This is a genomic window from Microbulbifer mixtoriginis (SeqCode), assembly GCF_052466695.1.
Map to the genome: position 1 here is coordinate 2,301,511 of NZ_CP174285.1, position 21,163 is coordinate 2,322,673.

Here is a 21,163-nt window from a genome sequence, read left to right on the forward strand (position 1 = left end):
CTTCTGTATTGGCATGATTAATTAAGCGCCGGGCCGACAACCTAAGATCCTAGACAATTCGAAAACACGCTAGCCTCAATATGCCATTAAAAATGGCCTTCTCTTTTTCCTTTTGACAAACCAGTGATCAAACCCAACAAAACTCACGCCCAGTGCTTATGTGAATTTTCTTTAAAATTAACTTATTCATTTTATGAATACGGCCGTACTGCTCAACATGTATTTTTTAATACCAGAAACTTATTTTTACATCCATTAATCACCGCTCACATTTAAGGCATAAACCATTTAGCCTAGTGCTATCTTTCTACAATTGCACTCAATGAATGAATCCAGGGAGAGTTAACAGTGGCAATCCGAATCCTATCTATTGATGGAGGGGGAATAAGAGGCATACTGCCCGGTGAAATATTGGTCTCTCTTGAACATAAGCTAAAAGTGCAATCAGGCAACCCCGACGCCAGAATAGGAGATTTTTTTGACCTCATTGCAGGAACAAGCACTGGCGCCGTATTAGGCGCGGCCTATATTTTCCCTAATGAAGAGGGAAGGCCAAAATTTTCAGCCCAGGAAGCCGTTAATATTTATTTTAAAGAAGGAGACAAGGTATTTAATGGTGGAATCTGGCCTTACCTGGATAAGCTGAGACTACTCAAGGAAGAAAAATACTCTACACATGAACTAGAAAAGATATTGAAGAAATATTTTGGAAAAACAAAGCTTAGTGAACTATTAAAACCCACCTGTTTTATTTCCTATGACATTAAAAAGCGCGAGCAAGTTATCTTTAGGCAACACTGCGCATTAGTGAGAAATGAAGACTTTCTAGTTAGAGATTTACTACGAGGCAGCACCGCCGCACCAACCTACTTTGAACCCGCACGTATTTACTCACTATCGCCAATTAACAAAAAATATATCCTGGTAGACGGTGGTATGGTTGCCAGTGACCCCGCTTTATGTGCTTACTCAGAAGCCATTAAGTTTAGCGGTGTGAGTGGGATCAAGGATATGATTATTGTGTCTCTTGGTACTGGTAAGCAGCTAACAAGTTACAAATACAAAGAAACGAAAAATTGGGGTATTTTCAACTGGGCAAGGCCAGCTATAGATATTGCATTAAGTGGCGGAGCTCAAATGACCCATTATTACCTGAAACAAATTTCATCAACCGTAGAAAACACAAAGTACTACCGAATTCAGCCAGATCTCTATGATGCGAATTCTGCATTAGATGATGCATCTCCCAAAAATTTGAAAAAACTGAAGAAGTCTGGTGAAAGAAATGCAAAGTACTATGATAAGTTATTAGATGACATTGCTCGGACACTGACAAATACACAAGATAACCATCAATATGTGCAAAGATACTGATACCTATCAACATCAAATTAGCTATATTAACAATTAATCATTCAAGCATCTCGTCAAACAGATACCACACATTAAAAACTTTCTATAGAGTTTACCAATACTCAAACCATATCTGTTCTTGAGCTTTCATACGGTATTTTTAATTGAAATAACACCAGAAACAATCGGTAGCAACACTAAGCTTGTTAAACTCATATGATCCTTTGTTCAGGCCTCACATAAAACAATGTTTATTAACTTTTCTACTCGATCTCCGGTATTACTCTCTCCATATTCAATATGCCTTTCACAGCATAGAACCCTAAAGCCAGCTTCAATTAATTGAGTCCGAATATCGCTTTCATCAAAAAGCTGAAACCCAAACGATGTAAATGACAAATTCTGCATAAAGGACTTATCACCAAAAGCTAAGCAAAACTTTCCTTCAGGCACCAATACTCTGCGTATTTCAGACAAATGCGTTTTAATAGATTCCCAAAAGTAGATGGTGTGGACAGTAATCACCTTCTCGAATTGACTGTCAGCAAACGGTAACCTCTCCGAGGTTCCAACCTTAAAGTCCATCTGTCCCGATTCAATGTGTTTAGAGTTGAGAGTTTTCGCGCTCGCTACCATTTCACTAGACCAATCAATTCCGGTATAGCGAATGCTGGAACCTTTTCGAAGTACATCGACTGCAAATTTACCATTGCCAGGCCCAATCTCAAGAATATGGTCATGATCCACCACACAAAGTAATTCTAGTGCGGCCAGGTTCGTTGCTTTATTGGCCTTATTCATCTGCAGTGCAGTATCTGAAGCTAAGGCGCCAGATGGCTTCCTTAGTTGTTCGGCGACTAGTTGAGGATCTTTAGACATTGTATCTCCATTTAGTATTTATCATAAAATGTATATTAATATCCAAAATATATTATTTATGATACTTACAAATTGACATTCATTCAGAGATTAAAAATAGTCCTCTCGAGGTGGTTTTGCCTTAGTGTTTAGCCGCCACAAAGAATTTACTATCTTTTATTGCTTAGCTTATAAAGCTCATCATTAAATTTATCTAAATACACCAAAAACAACCAAATACTTTTATGGAAAGCCCTAGAGTTCAAAATAGATCACCCTAAGCAATTTCAATATATAACGTTAAGCGAGTTCATCAGGAAGTTTTAAATGTCGAATAAAAATTAAGACTAAAGGTATTCCACCTGCATGCGCCATAGCGCAGCAAAAGTACGTACATATACAACTATGTAGCGGTGGGTAGATAGTAGCTAATGCTCACCCGGATTCTCAAAAACCAGCACCTATCAATTAAACTACTAGATACCGGCACAATCTTTAAAGAGAATCTGGCATGCTAAATGGCGCTATGCTTGTCTGGTTTATTTTCGCGGCTATAAGTGTGGCCTTTGTCGTTTGGGATTCTATCACCAACGCGCCGACCAGCTGGGTACAGCGCATGGCGTGGATACTGGTTGTTGTATATACAGGTGTTGTTGGGCTGATTCTGTATTTACTGACTTGCCGGCGCCCCTTTCCCGGTGGTCACGATGCATTTACGCGCGCCACTTGGAAACAGAGTGTCAATAGTGAGATGCACTGCCTGGCCGGTGATGCCACCGGTATTGTTATTGCCGCATCCATTGTACCCTTCTTTGGACTCACCAATGGCTGGGATGCCACCATTGAGTATATTGCTGGCTTCATTTGCGGGCTGTTCATTTTTCAGGCGTTGATGATGCTGGGTATGTACCAGGGCAACTATTTGAAAGCGGTGCGCAAGACATTTTTTGCTGAAACGGTTTCTATGAATATGGTAATGGGGGGAATGATTCCTACCATGGTGATTCTGGCTTCAGTGTGGCCAGAATCGGAAGATCCCACCAATGCCACATTTTGGTTTCGAATGAGCCTTGCAAGCATTGTCGGTGGCTTTATCGCTTATCCCATCAACTACTGGCTGGTAAAAAACCACCTAAAACATGGATGCATGACCCTACCAGGACTGGATGGTCCTGCGCCCTGTCTAGGGTTCTGTTCACCGGAAACTGATCCTGATATCAAGAATAGCCAGCCAATCCCCTCATCCACCCATGATTCACAATCCGAACATGAGGGGCATACCATGACAATGCAAACATTGCCTTTTATTGCATCCAGTTTTTGGGTAGCGGGAACTTTTCTGTTTCTCTTATTTGCGATACTAGTGACTAATCAGTTTGTGCCGTTGAAGTTTTGACTGTTTATTTAATAATCAGTCTCGAAAAGATCAGCAAGTAAGATTGAATTATCCTCTGATTCGAGGAATTATGGTAGGATTCGGTTCATTCATCAGTGTCCTTTGGAAGCTAAGAACCGTTCGCTTTAAGCAATAAGGCTCATTTCCCTGACCTGATTTTAAGTATAAATTGCCTTGTAAAGGCTTATCATTGTACTTAATTACGGCTCGCCTTAAATGCTATTTATAGCATTTCAAGCTTGCCCGTAGCAGCGAAATAAATTCTAAAACCTATGGGTTTTCCTCTGCTGATTAAAGGAATACAGCAAATCTATGAATAGCCGTTTACTTAACCTTGATGCACTGCGGGGGCTTGCAGCAATTCTTGTTGTTTGGCAACACAGTAGTGAAGTTTTTATTCGTAATTCCAGTATCGCCCAACATGGCACCGAGCTGGCTGAGTTTGTGAACCAACTAGATTTTGGCCGAATAGGGGTAATCTGTTTCTTTTTAATTTCGGGCTTTGTTATTCCTTTTAGCCTCTCTAGTGCTCAAAGCTCTTTAAAGAACTTTGCCATTCGCCGTTTCTTCCGTCTGTATCCAGCCTACTGGACATCGCTATTTATGGCACTTGGCCTAACTTGGCTTATCAGCGACTGGATGTATCCTGCAGCCACTATTGTCGCAAACACAACCATGCTACAGGGGTTAATGGGGTTTGATAATGTGCAAGGGCTTTACTGGACCTTGACAGTTGAATTAATTTTTTACTGCTTATGTGCATTGATTTTTGCCAAACGGCAACTTGCTAACCCCTTAGTCCTACTACTCTTCTGTTGGGGAGGGTTATCCCTATTTATAGGTTGGCAATTATTGGAACAATTACCCATTAAGCTGCCAGAGATGGCTCCCACCATTACTTATATTCCTTTCTGTATCGCCGTTATGTTCTGCGGAACCTTGATCCGACATAGTTATGTGCGTAAGAAAAACTACTGGTATGCCATTCTCGCAGTAGCAGGCACCTTCTCTATTCCGCTGATGGTTTTGTTTCTTTATTTCCTCGGTAAACCGGTCACCGAAGATCCTTTGCGCTTTGCCCTACCGCATCTCATTGCTTTGGCTATTTTCTTTGTAGTTCTGCTAGTACCCTTTAGGCCATGGCGCAATCTGGTAGCATTGGGAACCATCAGTTATTCCGTTTATCTATTCCACCCCATTGTGATGCGTGGGCTGAATTGGACCATACAGCAGTCGTGGGCACAGTCATTTTCTGCTTATTCTGTAGAGGTCTATATGTTGGCCACGACTCTTGTGAGTATTGCCCTGGGAACTTTGGTGTACAAGCTGATTGAGAAGCCGGCTATCAATATGGGTCGCCACTTAACCAGAAACACAGAAAATAAAGAGATGGCCATTGCCTAAGAGGAAGCTGCCACCAGTTAGTGTTTTTTAACTTGAGGGTATTGAGAAATGCCTGGATAAACGTGTTTTACCCAGGCATGTATGCATCAGAGCAGTGAGCCAATAAAATTTACCTGCCACCACTCCTTATTAAGTGAACTTACTACTGTGCCCAGAGAAGGCTGGCAGCAATCGACCACATCATAATACCCACCAATACATCCAGCACGCGCCAGGTTTTTGGGTTCTTAAACAGCGGCTGCATCATACTGCCACCAACCGATAACAGCGCAAACCAAAGCACCGAGGCACTGCAAGCGCCAATCACAAAGAATAAAGTACCTTCTCCTGCGTACTGGGCACCGACCGAGCCAATCAAGACAACCGTATCCACATAAGCATGGGGGTTTAACAGGGTAAGCGCCACAGCGGTAATCAAGGCAGAGCGCCTGGATTTAACCCACTCTTTCTTATCCTCTAGCCCCTTATTGGTAAAAGCTGAACGAAACGCCATAGCACCATAGCCAATCAGGAAGGCCACGCCCAACCAGGTCAACCAGACCATCCAGTTTCCTTCTGCTTGGGCCAAGTGTGATACCAGGTAGACACCACTGGTGATCAGGACAATATCCATCAGAACACACAGCGCAGCGATACTGTAGTGGTACTGACGGCGAATACTCTGCGTCAATAGATAAGCATTCTGCGCGCCAATTGCCATAATCAAGCTGATAGTAGTGATAAAGCCCTTAGTCAGAGGGGCTAGCAGCAAACCCGAAATCACGTTGCCTCCTGTGGTCATTGGGGTCTGCCCGCGGTGTGCGGGTCGGAAAGTGGCGGGAGATTAAGAGGCGAGCTAGAATAAGTAAATTTAATTATATTGATACCTCATAAGAATATCTTATGTTAGATCTCAAACAGCTTCAGGCCTTTGCTTTCGTGGTAGAGGAGCAGAGTTTTGATAAGGCCGCCGCTTTGCTTCACGTCAGTCAATCTGCAGTATCCCAGCGAATCAAAGCGCTTGAGGGACAAGTCGGGCAGGCCCTACTCATCCGATCAACACCACTGCGCCCTACTGAAGCCGGTCTTAAAGTGCTGGGTTATTTCCAACAGATGCACCTTTTGCAACACGAGCTGCTAGCAGACATAGACCCAGAGGGCAGTAAAACCCGTTATAGCAACCAAAATAAGGTGCGTATCGCCCTTAACTCGGATAGCCTGGACACTTGGTTCCTTAAAGCCGTGACCCCTATCATTCGTTCCCACCACCTACTTGTTGACTTGAAAGTCGATGACCAGGAAGCCACCTTGGAGCTGCTCAAGAACGGAGAAGTCATTGGCTGTATTAGTTCGGTAACCAGTAACCTACAGGGCTGCCAGTCCATTCTATTGGGACACATGGCTTACTACCCGGTATGCACTCCGGCTTTTAAGGCACACTACTTCTCGGACCCAGTCGATGTGGATGAATTTCGCTATGCCCCTGCAGTTGAATTCAACTATAAGGACCAGCTGCAAAGCCGATACTTAAAGCAGTTTTGGGGAATAGAGGCCGGCCAATACCCGTCTCACGAAATCCCCTCTTCTAAGGGATTCCTCAATTTTCTGACATTGGGCTTGGGCTGGGGAATGGCACCAGATATACAAGTGGAGGATTTGTTAAGACAAGAGAAACTGATCAAGCTGACTCCAGATCAGCATCTGAAAATCCCCTTGTACTGGCATGTTTGGAATTTGAAATCCAAGTTAATTAAAGAAATCACGCATACTTTGGCTGAGTATGCTCATAAAGCATTGCACCAGTAAGCAGCACTGGTGCAAATAAATACTTGACCTTAGCTACGCCTCATCTCACTACCTGTTTCAAAACACCGAAGTAGTTACTGGCCAGCTCAACATCATCGTAATAACCACGATCCTTTAGCAACTTATGCAACGCCCTGAGGTTATATGTGGGCACCGCCATGTAGGCATGATGTTCACAGTGGTAACTCAAACCTTCTGTGGGACTGACAAACAGAAGCCCTAAAATACCCCTAGGCACCGAACGCGTATTGTATTTTGGTTCCAAGTGGTAAAGATCTTTGACCCCAGCGTGTTCGGCGATCTGACGCATCCGAATAATAGCCATATACACGGTAAGATAAGCCACAATCCACAATAGATATAACTGCGGGACACCAAAAGCCCACAGTATGGCAAACATTACACTATTAACGAATAAACCTCGGGTTAACTGAAAATTCACTCGCTTTTTACGGCTTAGTAAGTCTCGTCCACTCAAAAATAAATATAAATTCGCTTTTAAACCAGTTAACCCCAAAAAATCTCTGGAAAACTTCCTAACCAAACTCTTTTTACTGACAGGATAATCCTTATAGTTTTGCAGGTCTGGATCTTGATCTGTACCGGCTTTGCGGTGATGCATCATATGACTTTTTATATAGGTTTCTCCATCCATTAACAAAAACGGTGAAGACAACCATTTACAAACAAAATTGTTATAGGCTCGAGTTGCGAAAAGTGTTTTATGACCAGTTTCGTGCATAATGGCTGCCAGGGCCTGCTGCCGCCCAGCAAGTAAAAATACTGCAACAATATAAATTGCCCAGTGTGGCAATAACGCTGCTATGGTAAAAATTCCCATTATACCGAGCCAAGTACTGACCACTATCCACCAGGCCTTGGCATCACTGCGCTGTAGGAACGGCTTAACCTCTTCTTTACTAAGGGGGATATTCATTGCAAGTCACCATTTTGTGATTATGTGTCAACGCCTAACTTCTGCAATTGTTCCAACCAAATATTGCGACCTGTACGGTCATACTTGCGTACAATATTTTTTAGTTCCTGGTATTTATTTTGTGGCCTGATTACTTTTGGTAGTAAAGGGTCAGTCGCTAAACGATGGATAGCCTCGCCACCCAAGCGGCATGTTTCAGATAACGAAGCTTTGGCAGGCTTTGATGCCAGGTTTGTAAGACTGCTCTCAAGAGCATCTATCAAGGCATCATACTCTCGATCTAAACGTTCAATATCCCACAAATCGTGTCCCCATTGATTAACCAGTGTGTCCGATACATCCTGCAAGACAAAGCAGTGCGCATTGGTTTCGAGACCTAGTGTAATCAGCATGTCGGTTAATTTTGCATGACTCAGTGTGAGATTATTGGGTCGCACCAGCAGGTGATCCAGACCTTCGGCAAATCCATACCACTCAAGTACTATTAATGATTTCTTACGAACTGCACGTGCTGCTCTTTTAGGTAGGTGGCAGGCTATCCACCTAAAATCCCAGTTATCGTATAGAAAGGTATTGTTTTTCCAACGGTTTATAAAAGCGCGTTTGGACAGTGCTTTTTCTGTCAAACTGTAGATACCACGCCGATTTTGAGTGATCAGGCCGGTGCCCACCAATCTATTAAGTGTCACCCGTAAATTATTTGTGGAAACATCAAATGCATCAGATATGAAACCCAGTTGACTGGTTGCCAGTTCATGTCGCTTATTAACCCCCATCAAATCCAATAGAATATTTTTGGGGGTAGGCTCATAGGTAAACTGATACATAGTGAATATTACGTCATTAATCCTGAGATACCTTTTGTGTAATATTACAGAACCAGACATAACACACAACACTTTGTAATTTTGACTTTAGAAAAAAGTCATTTAAATCAACATAAACATTACCTGGAGATTACTAAAGGCATTCAGCTCGAACTCTCACTTATTGCCACCTAATAGCATTGCGATTAATAAAACACCCTAAACATACCCATAGAATGACACATTCCCCCACACCCTACTTAGACAAGCACTATACAAATCGCTTACCACCACTGAACACCTTTAATTGTTGATCCAATTTACACAAAAAGAGGCCACCTATATAAACGACCAACCAAACAAAATATATTAACCAATCAATTAGCACCTCCCAAAATGGCAAGACTAAAATTAATTAAACTCAATTGACTTTACGAAAATCTTTTTAAAACAAGAAGACATCAATCAAGCCTCTAATGACAAGCTGGCGCTTAACATATGACCATTGATTAAAATCAACCTACCGAAGATCTGGAGCAACTTTCATTGAAAACCGACTGAAACTTTTACTGAGTGATCGCTATTAGTCCATATTTGTTTTAATCGCAGCTACAACTCACCTTGAGATTCCGGCCCAACAGCCTCAAGAGAAATCCGGGCTATTTAAAGTAAACTTACTCTAGGGCGTCATTCAATAAATATCATGCTGTTTCACTTTCCACTATTACAAAAATCAAGCATCAAGATTAAAAAACGAAAAATAAATAAATTTTTCACTAATTAATTTACCTTCTCAACAGTCCATAAACCATCAATCATATTGCAATAAAATACATGTCACGCTTCACAGAATAACGGAAATGCCTCTCTATAATTCGCTCGATTTTATAAAAGTACAACGTGTAAAGTGGGTCTGATATGAATGATTCCTTCAAACTAATAACAGCTATCTGTTTATCCGCCCTCCTGGCTGCCTGTTCAGGTGGCGGGGGTGGTTCCGACAATGACAATAAAGGCACTCCTGAGGTTAGTGATGATGGAGGGATGAACCAAAATCCCAGTCCTGATTCCGACCCTGATCCCGACCCTGATCCCGACCCTGATCCCGATCCCGATCCCGATCCCGATCCCGATCCCGATCCCGATCCCGATCCCGATCCCGGTGAAGATGGTTCCTTTGAACTCTCTTTGGAACAAAAACGTATCATGTTAGACACTCACAATGAGTACCGGGAGAGATGCGCGAAGGGTGAATCTGGAGAAGGTAACGGCCCAGAATCTGCCGGTAATATGCAGACCCTTTTTTGGGATGATGCTTTGGCAAAAATGGCCAAAGAAAGAGCATCAGCCTGCTATTTTGGTCACTTAAATGAGGCAACCGGTATTAGAGAGGCATTTGAAAAAGTTAAAGGTGAAGTATCTTTTGTATTGCCCGCTGGCAGTATTGAAATCGGAGAAAATGTTTCAATTAATATTTTTAATCCACCGGCATCGCAGTATGCTGCCGAGACCTGGGCCGGCTCAGTTAAATCTTGGTATGATGAAAGCTATGGGTATGACTGGGATAATGAATTCTGTCATGCGGAAACATGTGGCCATTGGGCCCAGGTATGCCATGGAGAAACCCGTTATGTTGGCTGTGCTGTAGCGGAATGCGATAGCATTATTGGTTCTAGTAACCCTGCCTATAACGATGGCGCACATGTGGTGGTATGTAATTACTTCCCCTCATTAGATAAGAGCCGACGTATTCCTTTCACCAATGGCTGGGGATATGAAACCTGTAGAACGTGCCAAAACTACGACCTTCCCTACTGTGTTGATAACATGTGTACAGGAGGGATAGCCAAAGATTGGAATGCCTCAGAAAAAAGAAACAAGAATGTAGATCAGTGTACCGATGGCTTGGGCAGAGATATAGTACCTTGTAGCTTTTACGATAATGAGGGTGTTCCCCCCCAGGTAACAGGGTTCAAATATAAATACTCTGAAGGAAAAGTAATATTATCATGGAATGAAGCCATTAAAAATGGTGGCACACATCACTATAAGATTTTCCGAGATGAGGAGTTTGTAGGTAAAACTCGCCACTTGACCTACAGTGACTCTGATTTAGGTCAGGAAAAAAATTATAGATATAAAATAATTGCTGTGGATCATGCTGATCAAAGAAGTCAGCCAGCATTTCTGGATGTAATTATTGATTAAGTTTACAAGGTCCTAATATAGCACTTGATGACTCAAGGGACCAAGAAGGCTATTAGGGTCTACCTACTTCAATTATCGTAGTTAGAATAATGAGTGTAGGCAGGCCCTAGTAAGAGTCTCAAGAGTTGTTCTTCGTAATAAAAATTGCAGCCAATATAAATTGGCTCAATGCGTACCTTGATGATATGACTTATTAACTCACCGATCTCTAACTACTAATAACTATTTTATCTGTCATAGAGGACCATAGTTTTAGCTTTTCCATAGTCAGAACTCTTTATGGCGGCTCTAAAGGATCTCTGAAGAATACGGTAGATTCTCCTTATCCGATGGGTAAGAGGGAGCTATATGGGCTTCCAGCCTATGCCATGGGAGGAGGCCATCCATTTGAGAAAGGAATTTTCCCAGCGGGTTTTAGGACGCTTCAAACGGTATCCTGCTTCGGCAAAGGTGACTTGGTGCATGATCTATCATAGCCTTGACTGATAACCGAATACTATTAGATTTGATCCGAATTATTGAGGCCCCTTAGAAAAGAAGGTAGCCTCCATGATAACTACCTCAATGTAGTTATCATGGCAGGGGTTTAGTACTACTAACACTTTAAGATAAGAGGATAAAATAAACTAAAGCACGTCATCTAAGTGCTGTAAGAAAGGTACTATTGTTTGATTCCTCACATCCTGACTCATATCTCGACCGATACTCGTATGATCCAAATTTACCCATCTCTGTGAATACCACCCCAGGTCAGTATCTTGAGCGGTATAAGCAAAAGAGTGAACCCCAGATAATTCAATGACCTCAGCCCCACCAGTCAACTGCCTAAGATATAAATTATCTTTGTAAGGAAATTGTGTATTGAGATCAGTGTAATAGCTTAAGTAACTAGAATTCATGGGATTACGATGGAATGAAGAAGTTACTCCCAACTCATTTTGGGTCCATTTACAAACACCATCAAAACTGTGTACAACAGTTCGTATATTACGAAAATCGGGATCAGCTCGCATAGCTTTCGCCAATCTCATAACGAGACAACCACCACGAGAAGAGCCCGCCAAGTAAATAGTCTCTAGATTGGAGGCATAAGCCTTTGACTTTAGCCAACTGAGGTATGCATTTTCTATACGAGACTTCTCATTACCACTAATCATCTGGTTAAATTGTGTATCAAAAGCAATCGCCAAGAAGGTCTCATCTGTTGGAAAATGCTCTGAATCTAGCAACTGTCGAGCAAGTGAACGTCCATCTATACTGCGAGAGCAAGATCTCTTTAGTACTCCACAGTCTTTTTTATAGCCAGACCTCTGGCCTGTCACAGAACTTTCTGCACCATTTCCTGGTGGCTGTTGTCCTGCAGCAATAAATACTAAGTTTTTTACATCATCGCGTGCTGGGTTTTGCACTCTAGCAATCTGAGTATGAAGCTGACGGCTATTACTAACGCCCTCTATCTCCCAGGCTCGATACTCAGATAGGGTGTCTTGTTTGAGGCACCAAAATTCCTGGCAATACCGAACCCGCTCCAAATTCACCGAAAAATCCGACTTTGGCTCGAAAGCTTGAACCTGGGCAGAATTAAAAGCAATCGACAGCCAAAATAATTTTTTTATTATTTGAAATTTCATTATTCACCAATAGTGTACTTTAACAATCTAATGATCCATGGGGAGCCAAACCTCATATAGCCCTAATTACTGCCTTTAGCAATGAAGTAGACCGCAATTGAAAACTATTCTACTCCAAGCGAAAGAGCCATCCATGGCTCTCACTGAGGCAGTTACTACTCAACGGTTTCTGGATTATTTATATTCTCGGCATCAGATTTAGAAACATCAATATGCCGGAAAACTATTCTATCTACCTTAAATTTCTGTGAACGGCCTGACATCACCAGCTTATACGATTCGCCTGCTTTTAGCTTATAAACGGCGACACGTTTATTATCATGACCACCAGGATCAAATTTATTGCCAGATTCCCAGATGAATTTATTATGTTCTCCACCAAAGAACTTTGTATCTTTTTTTAATAGTTCCAGAGGAGCATCTTTACCATGACTATTCCCAGCATTAGGTCCCGCCTCATAATTTCCTTCAAGTCGAAAGTAAGCGTCATTTGCTAGGTCTGTACGAAACTCACCCTCATACACCAAGTTTTCTTTCGCAGCGTGCAGATGCAAATAGTACAAACCACTTCTTGTTATATTGAAAGTGTACTCCAAGGGAGATTTAGGTGGGCCGTTTAGTGGCGTATTACCATTAAACTCAAGATAACTGCTCCCTGTATGGCCGCCAATATCATTTTTCTTGATCCATTCACCTAGATTTGAGTAGGTATTTTCAGCCTCCATAATTACCAGGCCGTTTTGTTCCGTGTAGTCACCTTCAGGTTGATCTGGATTTAACTTATCAAAATTCCAAATCGGACCGATATGACCACATCCTTCTTTACCTATATCCACACGGCCGGGACAGTAGTTTTCATCACCGGCATCATTTGCCGGGCCGTTACCACACTGAATATCATTGTATTTGGGACGGCCAGCCGATCCTGGGCCCGGGCCAATTAGGTCACAAGCTTCTTTAACCGTTATTGTTCCATGGTCGGTCGAAACCATAATATCGGCCATATTGTGGTCAAAAGTTGACTCACAAAAACATTGATCCCCAATAGAATAACTATCCATCCAATTAGTTTGAGGTTCGAGTAAAACATCATTAGGGTTAATTGGTAGAACTTTTACAATATCTGGGTGAACATTGCTATTTATACCTTCCGCTTTGATGACTACTGCCCAGTCCTGATTAGCTTCTGTTGGGGCAGTGCCAATACTATGAGTACCTATTCCGTCAAGTTGATTACCCGTTGTCAACTGGCCGCTTCTTGGATTGAACCAGTAAACCTTATAGGTATCCTCATTTGGAATCTCTATATTCGTTGTGCCACCTTCACGCAAGTAAACTAGATAAACATTACCGCTATCTGAAAGCACCCAATCGTTATTGGTTGAAGTTACTTCATTATCCACATTCAAACTGTGTAGATTAACTTCAAGTTGATTTTGCAAAATATCGTTAAAGAATTTAACAAAGTGACCAGTTTGCTCCCAATGGTTGTCAAACTCCCTTAAGTTCTCTACCGCTAAGTCATACGCGTGGCCGGAATTAGGATTTTTTAAATACCACTCAAATCCTGCACCACCTCCCATAACACTGCCCCACATCCAGTTGACCCTCTGAACTTGGGTAACCTCAGAATGGGGCACAGGCGCTTGCCCGCCGGAAGCTTCAGTGAAAGTAACATACCAAAGATGGTTATTATTCTGGGATTCAGTCAGCCACTTTCTACTCATCTGATAAGGGGCATTGCGATGGTTCGCATCGCTAGGAATATTATCAATTTGAATACTCGGTCCATTAAAATTACTATTTCCCAACAATGGCCGATAGTGCTGATCCCATTGGCCACCATACGTATGGAGCAGGGTGGGATGATCGTAGGGGTCTACATCCTTTAAATATTTAGCGATTGCCTTGTGTTGCTCTTGGCTAAGAGTGCTCTCCTCACCCATATTCCATTGTAGCGCCGGGTGATGTCCAAAGCGGGAAATCATCTCCCGGTAATATAATTTACGTTCAAGCCCTAAATTACCGTTATTCAGAACTTTATTATTCTCTGTTTCCTGCGTCATAAAGTGAATCAGCATGCCTTTACTGGTCATGTGATCCATTACGACTTCCCACTGGTCTAATTTGCTGACATCAAAAGCCCGATGGTTACCATCATATACCGTCCAAGGATGAGCATCGCAACCATCACCACTCTCGGTGTTTGCCATGATATAAATTGCGTTGACATTTTTTTCAGCTATATAATTCACTAAACCAATAAGGCTTTTTCCTTTACCATCTTTCCAGGTAGGGTCTCCATTATTCCAATCACCAAGGTGGGGCTCAAAACTGTGTAATATGCCTTTGCAGGAATTTACGTTATAGTGTTTTTCTGTATTATCAAAGCTTGAATAACCAAAAATATTTTCAGGGCTATCCATTCCACCTTCTATATATACCGACTTATCCCCCAGATGCTGCAAGTAGCGGGTTCCTTTTTTATGTACCAGTAATCCCTTACTCCTCATATCAAGCTCAGGTGCTGTGGATTGTAATACTGGGAAATAACCACTTTCACCATCAAATGAAATAGCATTACCTGCATTTGTATCTAGATCAACCGCAACCTGGCTCCCTTGTCTCATAGATATATCGAAGAACCATTTACCTGAAGTTGGCGGTGAAAAATAGGCACGCCACTTAGTTCCTTCAGTTGCACCTGTATTTGCTGAATTGCCATCAGCGGCGAAATGTCCAGGCACTGTGTAAGACAAGTCACCTTGTGTAAAGATCACGTTATATCGATAATCGGTAAACGTAGCATCATCATTTTCTGATGCATACAAATCATCACAAGTGATCGTTATACGGTGCCACTTTTCCAGCGTACCGGAAACAGTACAATGTTCACTATGGCCGATATCATCCGGGTCAACTGGACCCGGAGGATCTGCTGGATCTGGGTCTGGATCTGTAGGATCGGTTCCATCATTCTGCTTTACAGTAAATGTAATTGAGGCACTGGTTCCGGCAGTGCCTGCCCCATCATCCAGAGAATAAGGTGTTGCGGTAAGGGTGTAAGTTCCAACTGCGGGGGTCCAATGATTAAAATCACCCTGATCATCACCAAATAGAGCATAGGGCGAGACATTTTCAGTCATATTGTGCGTCTGAGCCCCTGCCAACTCAAATATTACACTCTCTGCCTGATCACTATTTGCCCTAATATTTAACTGGCTTCCAACCTGGCTTAGATATATCTCTGCACCATCGGTAAGTGAAAAAATATCCGAGTTGCCCTGTGAATTGACCAGAGTGAAAGACGATATTGCTAATCCATTCCCAGGGTCCGTTATATCAGAACCTGTCGAAGGAGGCGGGCTCTCATTATCAGATTCCCCAGACGACGAGTCGCCACCACAACCAGCCAATGTGGCGGTAATCAGAAGTGCCAAAGGCAAGCTACTGTTATTCATTTCCAGTTTTCTCTACTTTAGAAGTAAACAATTATTTACTAATTACAGGATTTAATAGGCATATAGAAATTGGCTACAGCATGCAGCACTGGCCAGATACTAAATCGCTCAGATACATACCTACCGTGAATTCAGTCACATGTAATCAGGACTAGTTCCACAGCTTATAGATTGGCGAAAAAAACTATTTTTTTTCATTTTTCTCAAACAAGAAGGTTTTGATCCACCTTCACTTTAATAGCATTAGAATTACTCTTATCAAATCCTTAAGCTAACCAACAAACCGAACAAAAGATTCTGAATAGAACCAACAGAACAATTAGCCCCAACAAGATAAAATAGTGAGAAATAAGATGAGTAATGCTAAGAAATTATTCGACGGAGCGGGAAATCTGGACGATGCTATACCTCACTCAAAATATACACCTGCGAGAAAGCTATCTGTTACGATAGAAGAGATTACTTAACCCGATAATTTATAGCTTCAGATTATATTAAAAGCTTTCGCGCGATATTACGATAGCGCTTTTATTTTCACTCCTGATATATATTAAACCATTTTTAATTTATATCTCCGCGGATTAGACAAATTGGAACACCAACTGTTTAGCAAGGATCAGTTAAAATCGGAAGCGTTACCGCCAGCGCAGTAAAAATTATACCTTGTAAGTACTGGAGGAATTTAATCTCACCAAATCCAAATCGCCAGTCAAAAAAACTGGTTCAAAATCACACTTTAAGTGTTAAACTCATACTATAATCGCGTTGCTTTATACATTGACTTAAAAAATTCACCCAAATAATTTATTTGTTATTTGGCGACCAACTTCATAGATTATTAGCAGTACAAAAAAAATCAGTATGACTACCAATAACCAGGAACTTTATGCTTCTGAGCCAACAGGGTTGGCAACTTCCACTTATCGTCACGTACTATACTGGCAACACCTGGGGTTTCCAAAAGATAAGTTAAAGAATATATATGGTGATCATTACTCTGAGTTTCAAAACCTACAACATCGTGTACCAGTAAGGCTGACTGGACAAGCACTTCAAGAGGTATCCGACTACTTCAGTGATAACACCATAGCGTTTCGTACTGGTCTAGATGTGTCAATTTCCAGCATTCAAGCATTTGCTCATGTCTTAATGGCTTGCCCTACTGTCAGACATCTTGTTAGCCTCGGTACGCAATTCCAACAACTGGGCACACAAGGCTATCAAGGGTTATTCAGTGAGGGGAATGAACGCTCCAGTTTTGATATTTTAATTCCTAGCTTTTCGCCTCTCACTACACAACAAGTTGAATTGAATATTGGAGTCATTTTTAAGCTAATTTCAGATATTGTTGTCGATTATGAAAGCTGTCATCCGGTTATTCACTTTGCTCATCATAATTCCGAATTAATGAATAATACCTCCTCCTTAATTAATATTCCCATTGAATTTGGACATCAAAAAAATTGCATTAGCTTTGATAACTCCATTCTTGATAAACAACTATGTAGCCCAGGAAAATCCTCCCTTGACTTTAATAAGCTCACTGCAAAGAAGCAGCTCCAGAAGATGAAGTCAGATGAATCATTACCCAATCGATGTAAAGATATTATCAAAGATTATTTATCAGAGGGTGCAGCCAACCTGGATTTCTTGGCAGACATACTGCAAATTAATAAGCGCTCCTTACAGATTCGCCTAAATGCACAAAATACATCTTTTAGACGTTTATTGGATTTAGCCCGGAGAGAAAAACTGAATTCACTGGATATCCAGTCCATGGACAAGTTACAAGTCGCAAAAGAATTAGGGTTCTCAACAATTATAGCATACGAAGAATCCTACAAACGCTGGAAAAATATTTGAGCAAGCCTGTCAAATAAAAAATAAATAAAAGAGAAAATCAACACACCACCAACCAAAATCATCTTATTTAAACTCTAACTGTTAATCCTACAGCCCACGAAAATACTTCTAGCGAGCATATAGATGTCATTCGATCTATATTGCTCGCCCCCAGAAATTCAACCATCTATTCTCCGACAACTCCTATGGAACTTTTCAGATCATGCTTTCACAACTGAAATTTTAAGAGTGGTCCTGGGACCAATCTTCTATTTATGAAACTCTGGAGAACGTCAGCATCTTCATAAGTCGAATCAAACTCAATTAAGCCACCTAGAAGCAACAAAAATCAGGAATTTTTAAACCACTGATGATTGCCATCAATAAAGCAAATCAATCACCCCAAAATCTAAAGGCTCACATTTAACAAAATTAGTGGCGATGTATCTCCCCCACTAAACACCGATCTATATCTCCTGGAGTACTTTCTAACTGCTTCAATCGCTTTTGGCTCTCCAGCAGAAGATTATTGTTAGCCTGATATTTAGGCTTAAAACCCATAAGCCGTTGGTGGGCAGCACGATAAATATTCTTCGCTTCAGCACTCATCAGAAAATCTGTAATCGTGCTACTAAACAACAAGCGATGATTGTAAAACGCCCCTTCAAGCTGGGCCCTCTGAAGTAAACTAGATGGCTCTGAAGAAATATTTCTAGCTCGATAATTTGCAGGAATATCTATTTTACAAACATTTTCCACATGCGGTTTCGACTCAAATTTATATCTACAATCAGACTTAAAACTCTGCTTCAGCCTTTCTATATTCTTCCCAAAATCCGGATCTGATTGGCCATAAATAACTCTAGAGACCTCAAGAAAAATCATCATACCTCCACACATCATACAGGGCTCCAGAGTGCTGTAGATCGAAGTATCATTCAGGTAATTAGTCTCTTTCCCTCTACATTTACTGCCGATACATTGCTGCATTAATCGCACTTCCGCATGTTGGGTTTTATCTCGACACAAACCAACTGCATTGCGCTGTACGCCTATAATTTTTTCCTGCACATTGTCATACAGGACTGCCGCAATATTGTAGCCGCGCTTCTGTTTTTCTTTTGGCTCCACCCAATCAAGGTAAGCTACCGAGTAAGCAAGCAGCATGAGTATCTCGTCTTTCTCCTGCTGAACAACTGAGCTGGGCGGCAACTCAGCCTGAGCACCCATGGCAATAATCCCAAAATATAACCAGCAAATAAAACGCAACATAAAATGTCCGAAGTATTCTAACGGTTTAAAGCCACTCCCTAGCTAAAGCAACCACAGTTTTTACCCGCGCCGGTAACGCCTTGTGGCGACGTGTAATTAGAAATAAAGTCTCAGTGATAGAGTTCGCCAAGCGATGAGGCTTAATTTGCGTAAAATTATGAAAGGCATTGACTGCATGAGCGGGTAATACCGTAAAACCCAAGCCCATACTGACCGGTTCCAAGATCAGGCCAATTTGGTTACAAAATCCCTTGAGTTTAAACATATCTACATGCTGGAATTCTGAGAAATTTGCCCCCAGTAACAAGCCCGCTTGATGAGCACCATCTGGGTGACCGATATAACCCAACTCTAGCAACACCCTCCAACTCAACTTCTTGACTGACGCAGGAGTCACAAGCAGTAATTCTTCACTGCCTACAGGCTGACTCGCTATCTCCGCCATTGTTGACGGATTAGTTACAAACCCAATGTCTGCCTTATAACCAAGTATGGATTCTTCCACAGCCTGATTTGGAGCAAAACGATAGTCTATGGTCAGTTTCGGGTATTCTCTTTGCAGGTCCAGTAATTTTGGATAGAGCTTTAGACCCACACTACCTGGGGATTGAATACTCACTTGTCCCTCATAAGCTGGATCTTCGCCAAGTCGTTGACCCAGTGTAGAGAGGGATTCGACGATATCTTGAGCCTCTAGGTATAGCTTTTCGCCTGCCTCGGTCAGGGTGAATTGTTTCCCCTGCCGATGGATCAGCGCCAACCCAAGGAAGTCTTCCAGGCGGCGTAAGTGTTGACTAACGCCAGATTGGGTCATATGCAGGTGCTGCGCCGTTTTGGTAAAGCCACCCTGCTCCACCAAAGTACAGAAACTACGCAGCCACACAGGATTAATCATTACAAAAGTTACTCAAAAAAATCACAAATCATAATTATACGTAATGATCTGGGCACAGTAACTTATGCGAAAGTAATTGTTGGAGAGTGACTAATGAAGAGTGTTTATCCGAGAAACTTTTCTCATATCGGTATTTCAGTGCCAGACTTGGAAGCTGCCGTTAAGTTCTACACAGAGGTCATGGGCTGGTACCTGATTATGCCACCAACGGAAATCAGTGAAGATCACAGCGCCATTGGTGAGATGTGTACCGATGTCTTTGGAGCCAAGTGGGGTAGTTTCCGCATCGCTCACCTTTCCACCGGCGATCGTATCGGTGTGGAGCTATTCCAGTTTCCCAACCAGGAAAACCCCAAGGATAATTTCGAATACTGGAAAACCGGCGTATTCCACTTCTGTGTTCAGGACCCGAACCTGGAAGAACTGGCAGAGAAAATTGTCGCAGCTGGTGGTAAAAAGCGTATGCCAAAACCCAGATATTACTATCCAGGAGAAAAGCCATATCGCATGATTTATATGGAAGATCCGTTTGGCAATATTCTGGAAATATACAGCCACAGTTACGAACTGATTTATAGTAGCGGTGCCTACAACTGATTCTATAGTGAACCGGCACCGGTACTTCCGGTGCCATAGTCAACAATTGGTTGATCGCTAGCAGTTTGTATTGCTAGTGCAAGACTTTATTGTCTGAGAGGAAATCGGCAATCACCTTGCCTAGAACCGAGTGTTGATCCTCGTCTAAATGAATACCATCCCGTTCACTGACTTTGACCCACCTATTTGCATCCAGAAATAAGGTACCCAGATCGTTAGAGACTTTTTCCAGCTCCTGCGGGAAACCTTCGCAGCGTTTTTTCGCACCAGTAAATTTATAGCCAATAATGCCGCAAGGATTGTTGATTGTTAGGGGGGCAACAATTAGAACCTTAGGTACTGGCATACCCGGCTCGATAGGTGCACTGCGAATTACGGAGACTAGCTTAGCCACCCCCTGGGCAGACATACTGGCTTTATTATCGTGAGTATCTTGGAAATCATTGGTGCCCAACATTAGGATTACACAATGCAATGGGGAGTGCATTTCAATCACCTGTGCCAATCCTTCAACACCCCGCCGGCCCTCACGAAATGGATCGTCCCAAACGGTCTTGCGACCATTCAGGCAATTTTCAATCACTCGTACATTATGCTTATTTTCGTTTAAGTGGAACTCCATAACCCCAGGCCAACGCTGGGCAAATGTCATGCGCTGTCGCGTATCCGGAATGATGCCCCAGGAAACACTATCGGAATAAACCAGAATATTATCCAT

At 42.1% G+C, this 21,163-nt stretch carries 16 protein-coding genes; 7 read left to right on the forward strand and 9 right to left on the reverse strand.

Annotated features, from left to right (window positions below):
- Positions 1-348: 348 nt before the first annotated feature.
- Positions 349-1,374, forward strand: coding sequence for a patatin-like phospholipase family protein (locus ACJJI0_RS10260; RefSeq protein WP_444885792.1), 1,026 nt, complete (start codon positions 349-351; stop codon positions 1,372-1,374).
- Positions 1,375-1,581: 207 nt separating this feature from the next.
- Here ACJJI0_RS10260 and ACJJI0_RS10265 read toward each other — a convergent pair whose 3' ends face one another.
- Positions 1,582-2,232 carry a class I SAM-dependent methyltransferase gene (locus tag ACJJI0_RS10265; RefSeq protein ID WP_444885793.1) on the reverse strand — a complete coding sequence of 217 codons (651 nt, stop codon included), beginning with the start codon at positions 2,230-2,232 and terminating at the stop codon, positions 1,582-1,584.
- A 490-nt stretch (positions 2,233-2,722) separates the two neighbouring features.
- Here ACJJI0_RS10265 and ACJJI0_RS10270 point away from each other — a divergent pair, with 490 nt between their 5' ends.
- Together ACJJI0_RS10270 and ACJJI0_RS10275 are read left to right on the forward strand one after the other, a co-directional pair.
- Positions 2,723-3,607, forward strand: a complete 885-nt coding sequence (locus ACJJI0_RS10270) for a DUF4396 domain-containing protein (RefSeq protein WP_444885794.1) — start codon at positions 2,723-2,725, stop codon at positions 3,605-3,607.
- 312 nt (positions 3,608-3,919) lie between these two features.
- Positions 3,920-5,011 carry an acyltransferase family protein gene (locus tag ACJJI0_RS10275; protein ID WP_444885795.1) on the forward strand — a complete coding sequence of 364 codons (1,092 nt, stop codon included), beginning with the start codon at positions 3,920-3,922 and terminating at the stop codon, positions 5,009-5,011.
- A gap of 142 nt (positions 5,012-5,153) precedes the next feature.
- On the opposite strand, the gene ACJJI0_RS10280 is transcribed toward ACJJI0_RS10275, so the two are convergent.
- Positions 5,154-5,792: a LysE/ArgO family amino acid transporter gene (locus tag ACJJI0_RS10280; RefSeq protein WP_252084900.1), complete on the reverse strand. Its 639-nt coding sequence runs from the start codon at positions 5,790-5,792 to the stop codon at positions 5,154-5,156.
- A gap of 101 nt (positions 5,793-5,893) precedes the next feature.
- Here ACJJI0_RS10280 and ACJJI0_RS10285 point away from each other — a divergent pair, with 101 nt between their 5' ends.
- The gene (locus ACJJI0_RS10285; RefSeq protein WP_444885796.1) at positions 5,894-6,796 is read left to right on the forward strand and encodes a LysR family transcriptional regulator ArgP; all 903 of its coding nucleotides are present in this window, start codon (positions 5,894-5,896) and stop codon (positions 6,794-6,796) included.
- 40 nt (positions 6,797-6,836) lie between these two features.
- On the opposite strand, the gene ACJJI0_RS10290 is transcribed toward ACJJI0_RS10285, so the two are convergent.
- On the reverse strand, positions 6,837-7,637 hold the full coding sequence (locus ACJJI0_RS10290) for a fatty acid desaturase family protein (RefSeq protein WP_444885797.1): 801 nt from the start codon (positions 7,635-7,637) through the stop codon (positions 6,837-6,839).
- Positions 7,638-7,753: 116 nt separating this feature from the next.
- A complete protein-coding gene (locus ACJJI0_RS10295; protein WP_444885798.1) occupies positions 7,754-8,620 on the reverse strand; it encodes a hypothetical protein in 867 nt (288 codons plus the stop codon).
- An 837-nt stretch (positions 8,621-9,457) separates the two neighbouring features.
- Between ACJJI0_RS10295 and ACJJI0_RS10300 the strand changes: the two genes are divergently transcribed.
- A complete protein-coding gene (locus tag ACJJI0_RS10300; RefSeq protein ID WP_444885799.1) occupies positions 9,458-10,747 on the forward strand; it encodes a CAP domain-containing protein in 1,290 nt (429 codons plus the stop codon).
- A 626-nt stretch (positions 10,748-11,373) separates the two neighbouring features.
- On the opposite strand, the gene ACJJI0_RS10305 is transcribed toward ACJJI0_RS10300, so the two are convergent.
- Together ACJJI0_RS10305 and ACJJI0_RS10310 are read right to left on the reverse strand one after the other, a co-directional pair.
- Positions 11,374-12,378 carry an alpha/beta hydrolase family protein gene (locus ACJJI0_RS10305; RefSeq protein ID WP_444885800.1) on the reverse strand — a complete coding sequence of 335 codons (1,005 nt, stop codon included), beginning with the start codon at positions 12,376-12,378 and terminating at the stop codon, positions 11,374-11,376.
- A 155-nt stretch (positions 12,379-12,533) separates the two neighbouring features.
- Positions 12,534-15,839, reverse strand: coding sequence for a DUF5060 domain-containing protein (locus ACJJI0_RS10310; protein WP_444885801.1), 3,306 nt, complete (start codon positions 15,837-15,839; stop codon positions 12,534-12,536).
- A gap of 861 nt (positions 15,840-16,700) precedes the next feature.
- Between ACJJI0_RS10310 and ACJJI0_RS10315 the strand changes: the two genes are divergently transcribed.
- Entirely contained in the window at positions 16,701-17,702 is a 1,002-nt protein-coding gene (locus ACJJI0_RS10315) for an AraC family transcriptional regulator ligand-binding domain-containing protein (RefSeq protein ID WP_444885802.1), read from the forward strand.
- Between the two features lie 411 nt (positions 17,703-18,113).
- On the opposite strand, the gene ACJJI0_RS10320 is transcribed toward ACJJI0_RS10315, so the two are convergent.
- Positions 18,114-18,953 (reverse strand): nucleoside deaminase, encoded by an 840-nt coding sequence (locus tag ACJJI0_RS10320; protein ID WP_444885803.1) that lies wholly within the window; start codon positions 18,951-18,953, stop codon positions 18,114-18,116.
- A 25-nt stretch (positions 18,954-18,978) separates the two neighbouring features.
- Positions 18,979-19,848 (reverse strand): LysR family transcriptional regulator, encoded by an 870-nt coding sequence (locus ACJJI0_RS10325; RefSeq protein WP_444885804.1) that lies wholly within the window; start codon positions 19,846-19,848, stop codon positions 18,979-18,981.
- 93 nt (positions 19,849-19,941) lie between these two features.
- On the opposite strand from ACJJI0_RS10325, the gene ACJJI0_RS10330 reads away from it, so the two are divergent.
- Positions 19,942-20,445, forward strand: coding sequence for a lactoylglutathione lyase family protein (locus ACJJI0_RS10330; protein ID WP_252084890.1), 504 nt, complete (start codon positions 19,942-19,944; stop codon positions 20,443-20,445).
- 73 nt (positions 20,446-20,518) lie between these two features.
- On the opposite strand, the gene ACJJI0_RS10335 is transcribed toward ACJJI0_RS10330, so the two are convergent.
- Entirely contained in the window at positions 20,519-21,163 is a 645-nt protein-coding gene (locus ACJJI0_RS10335; protein ID WP_444885805.1) for an SGNH/GDSL hydrolase family protein, read from the reverse strand.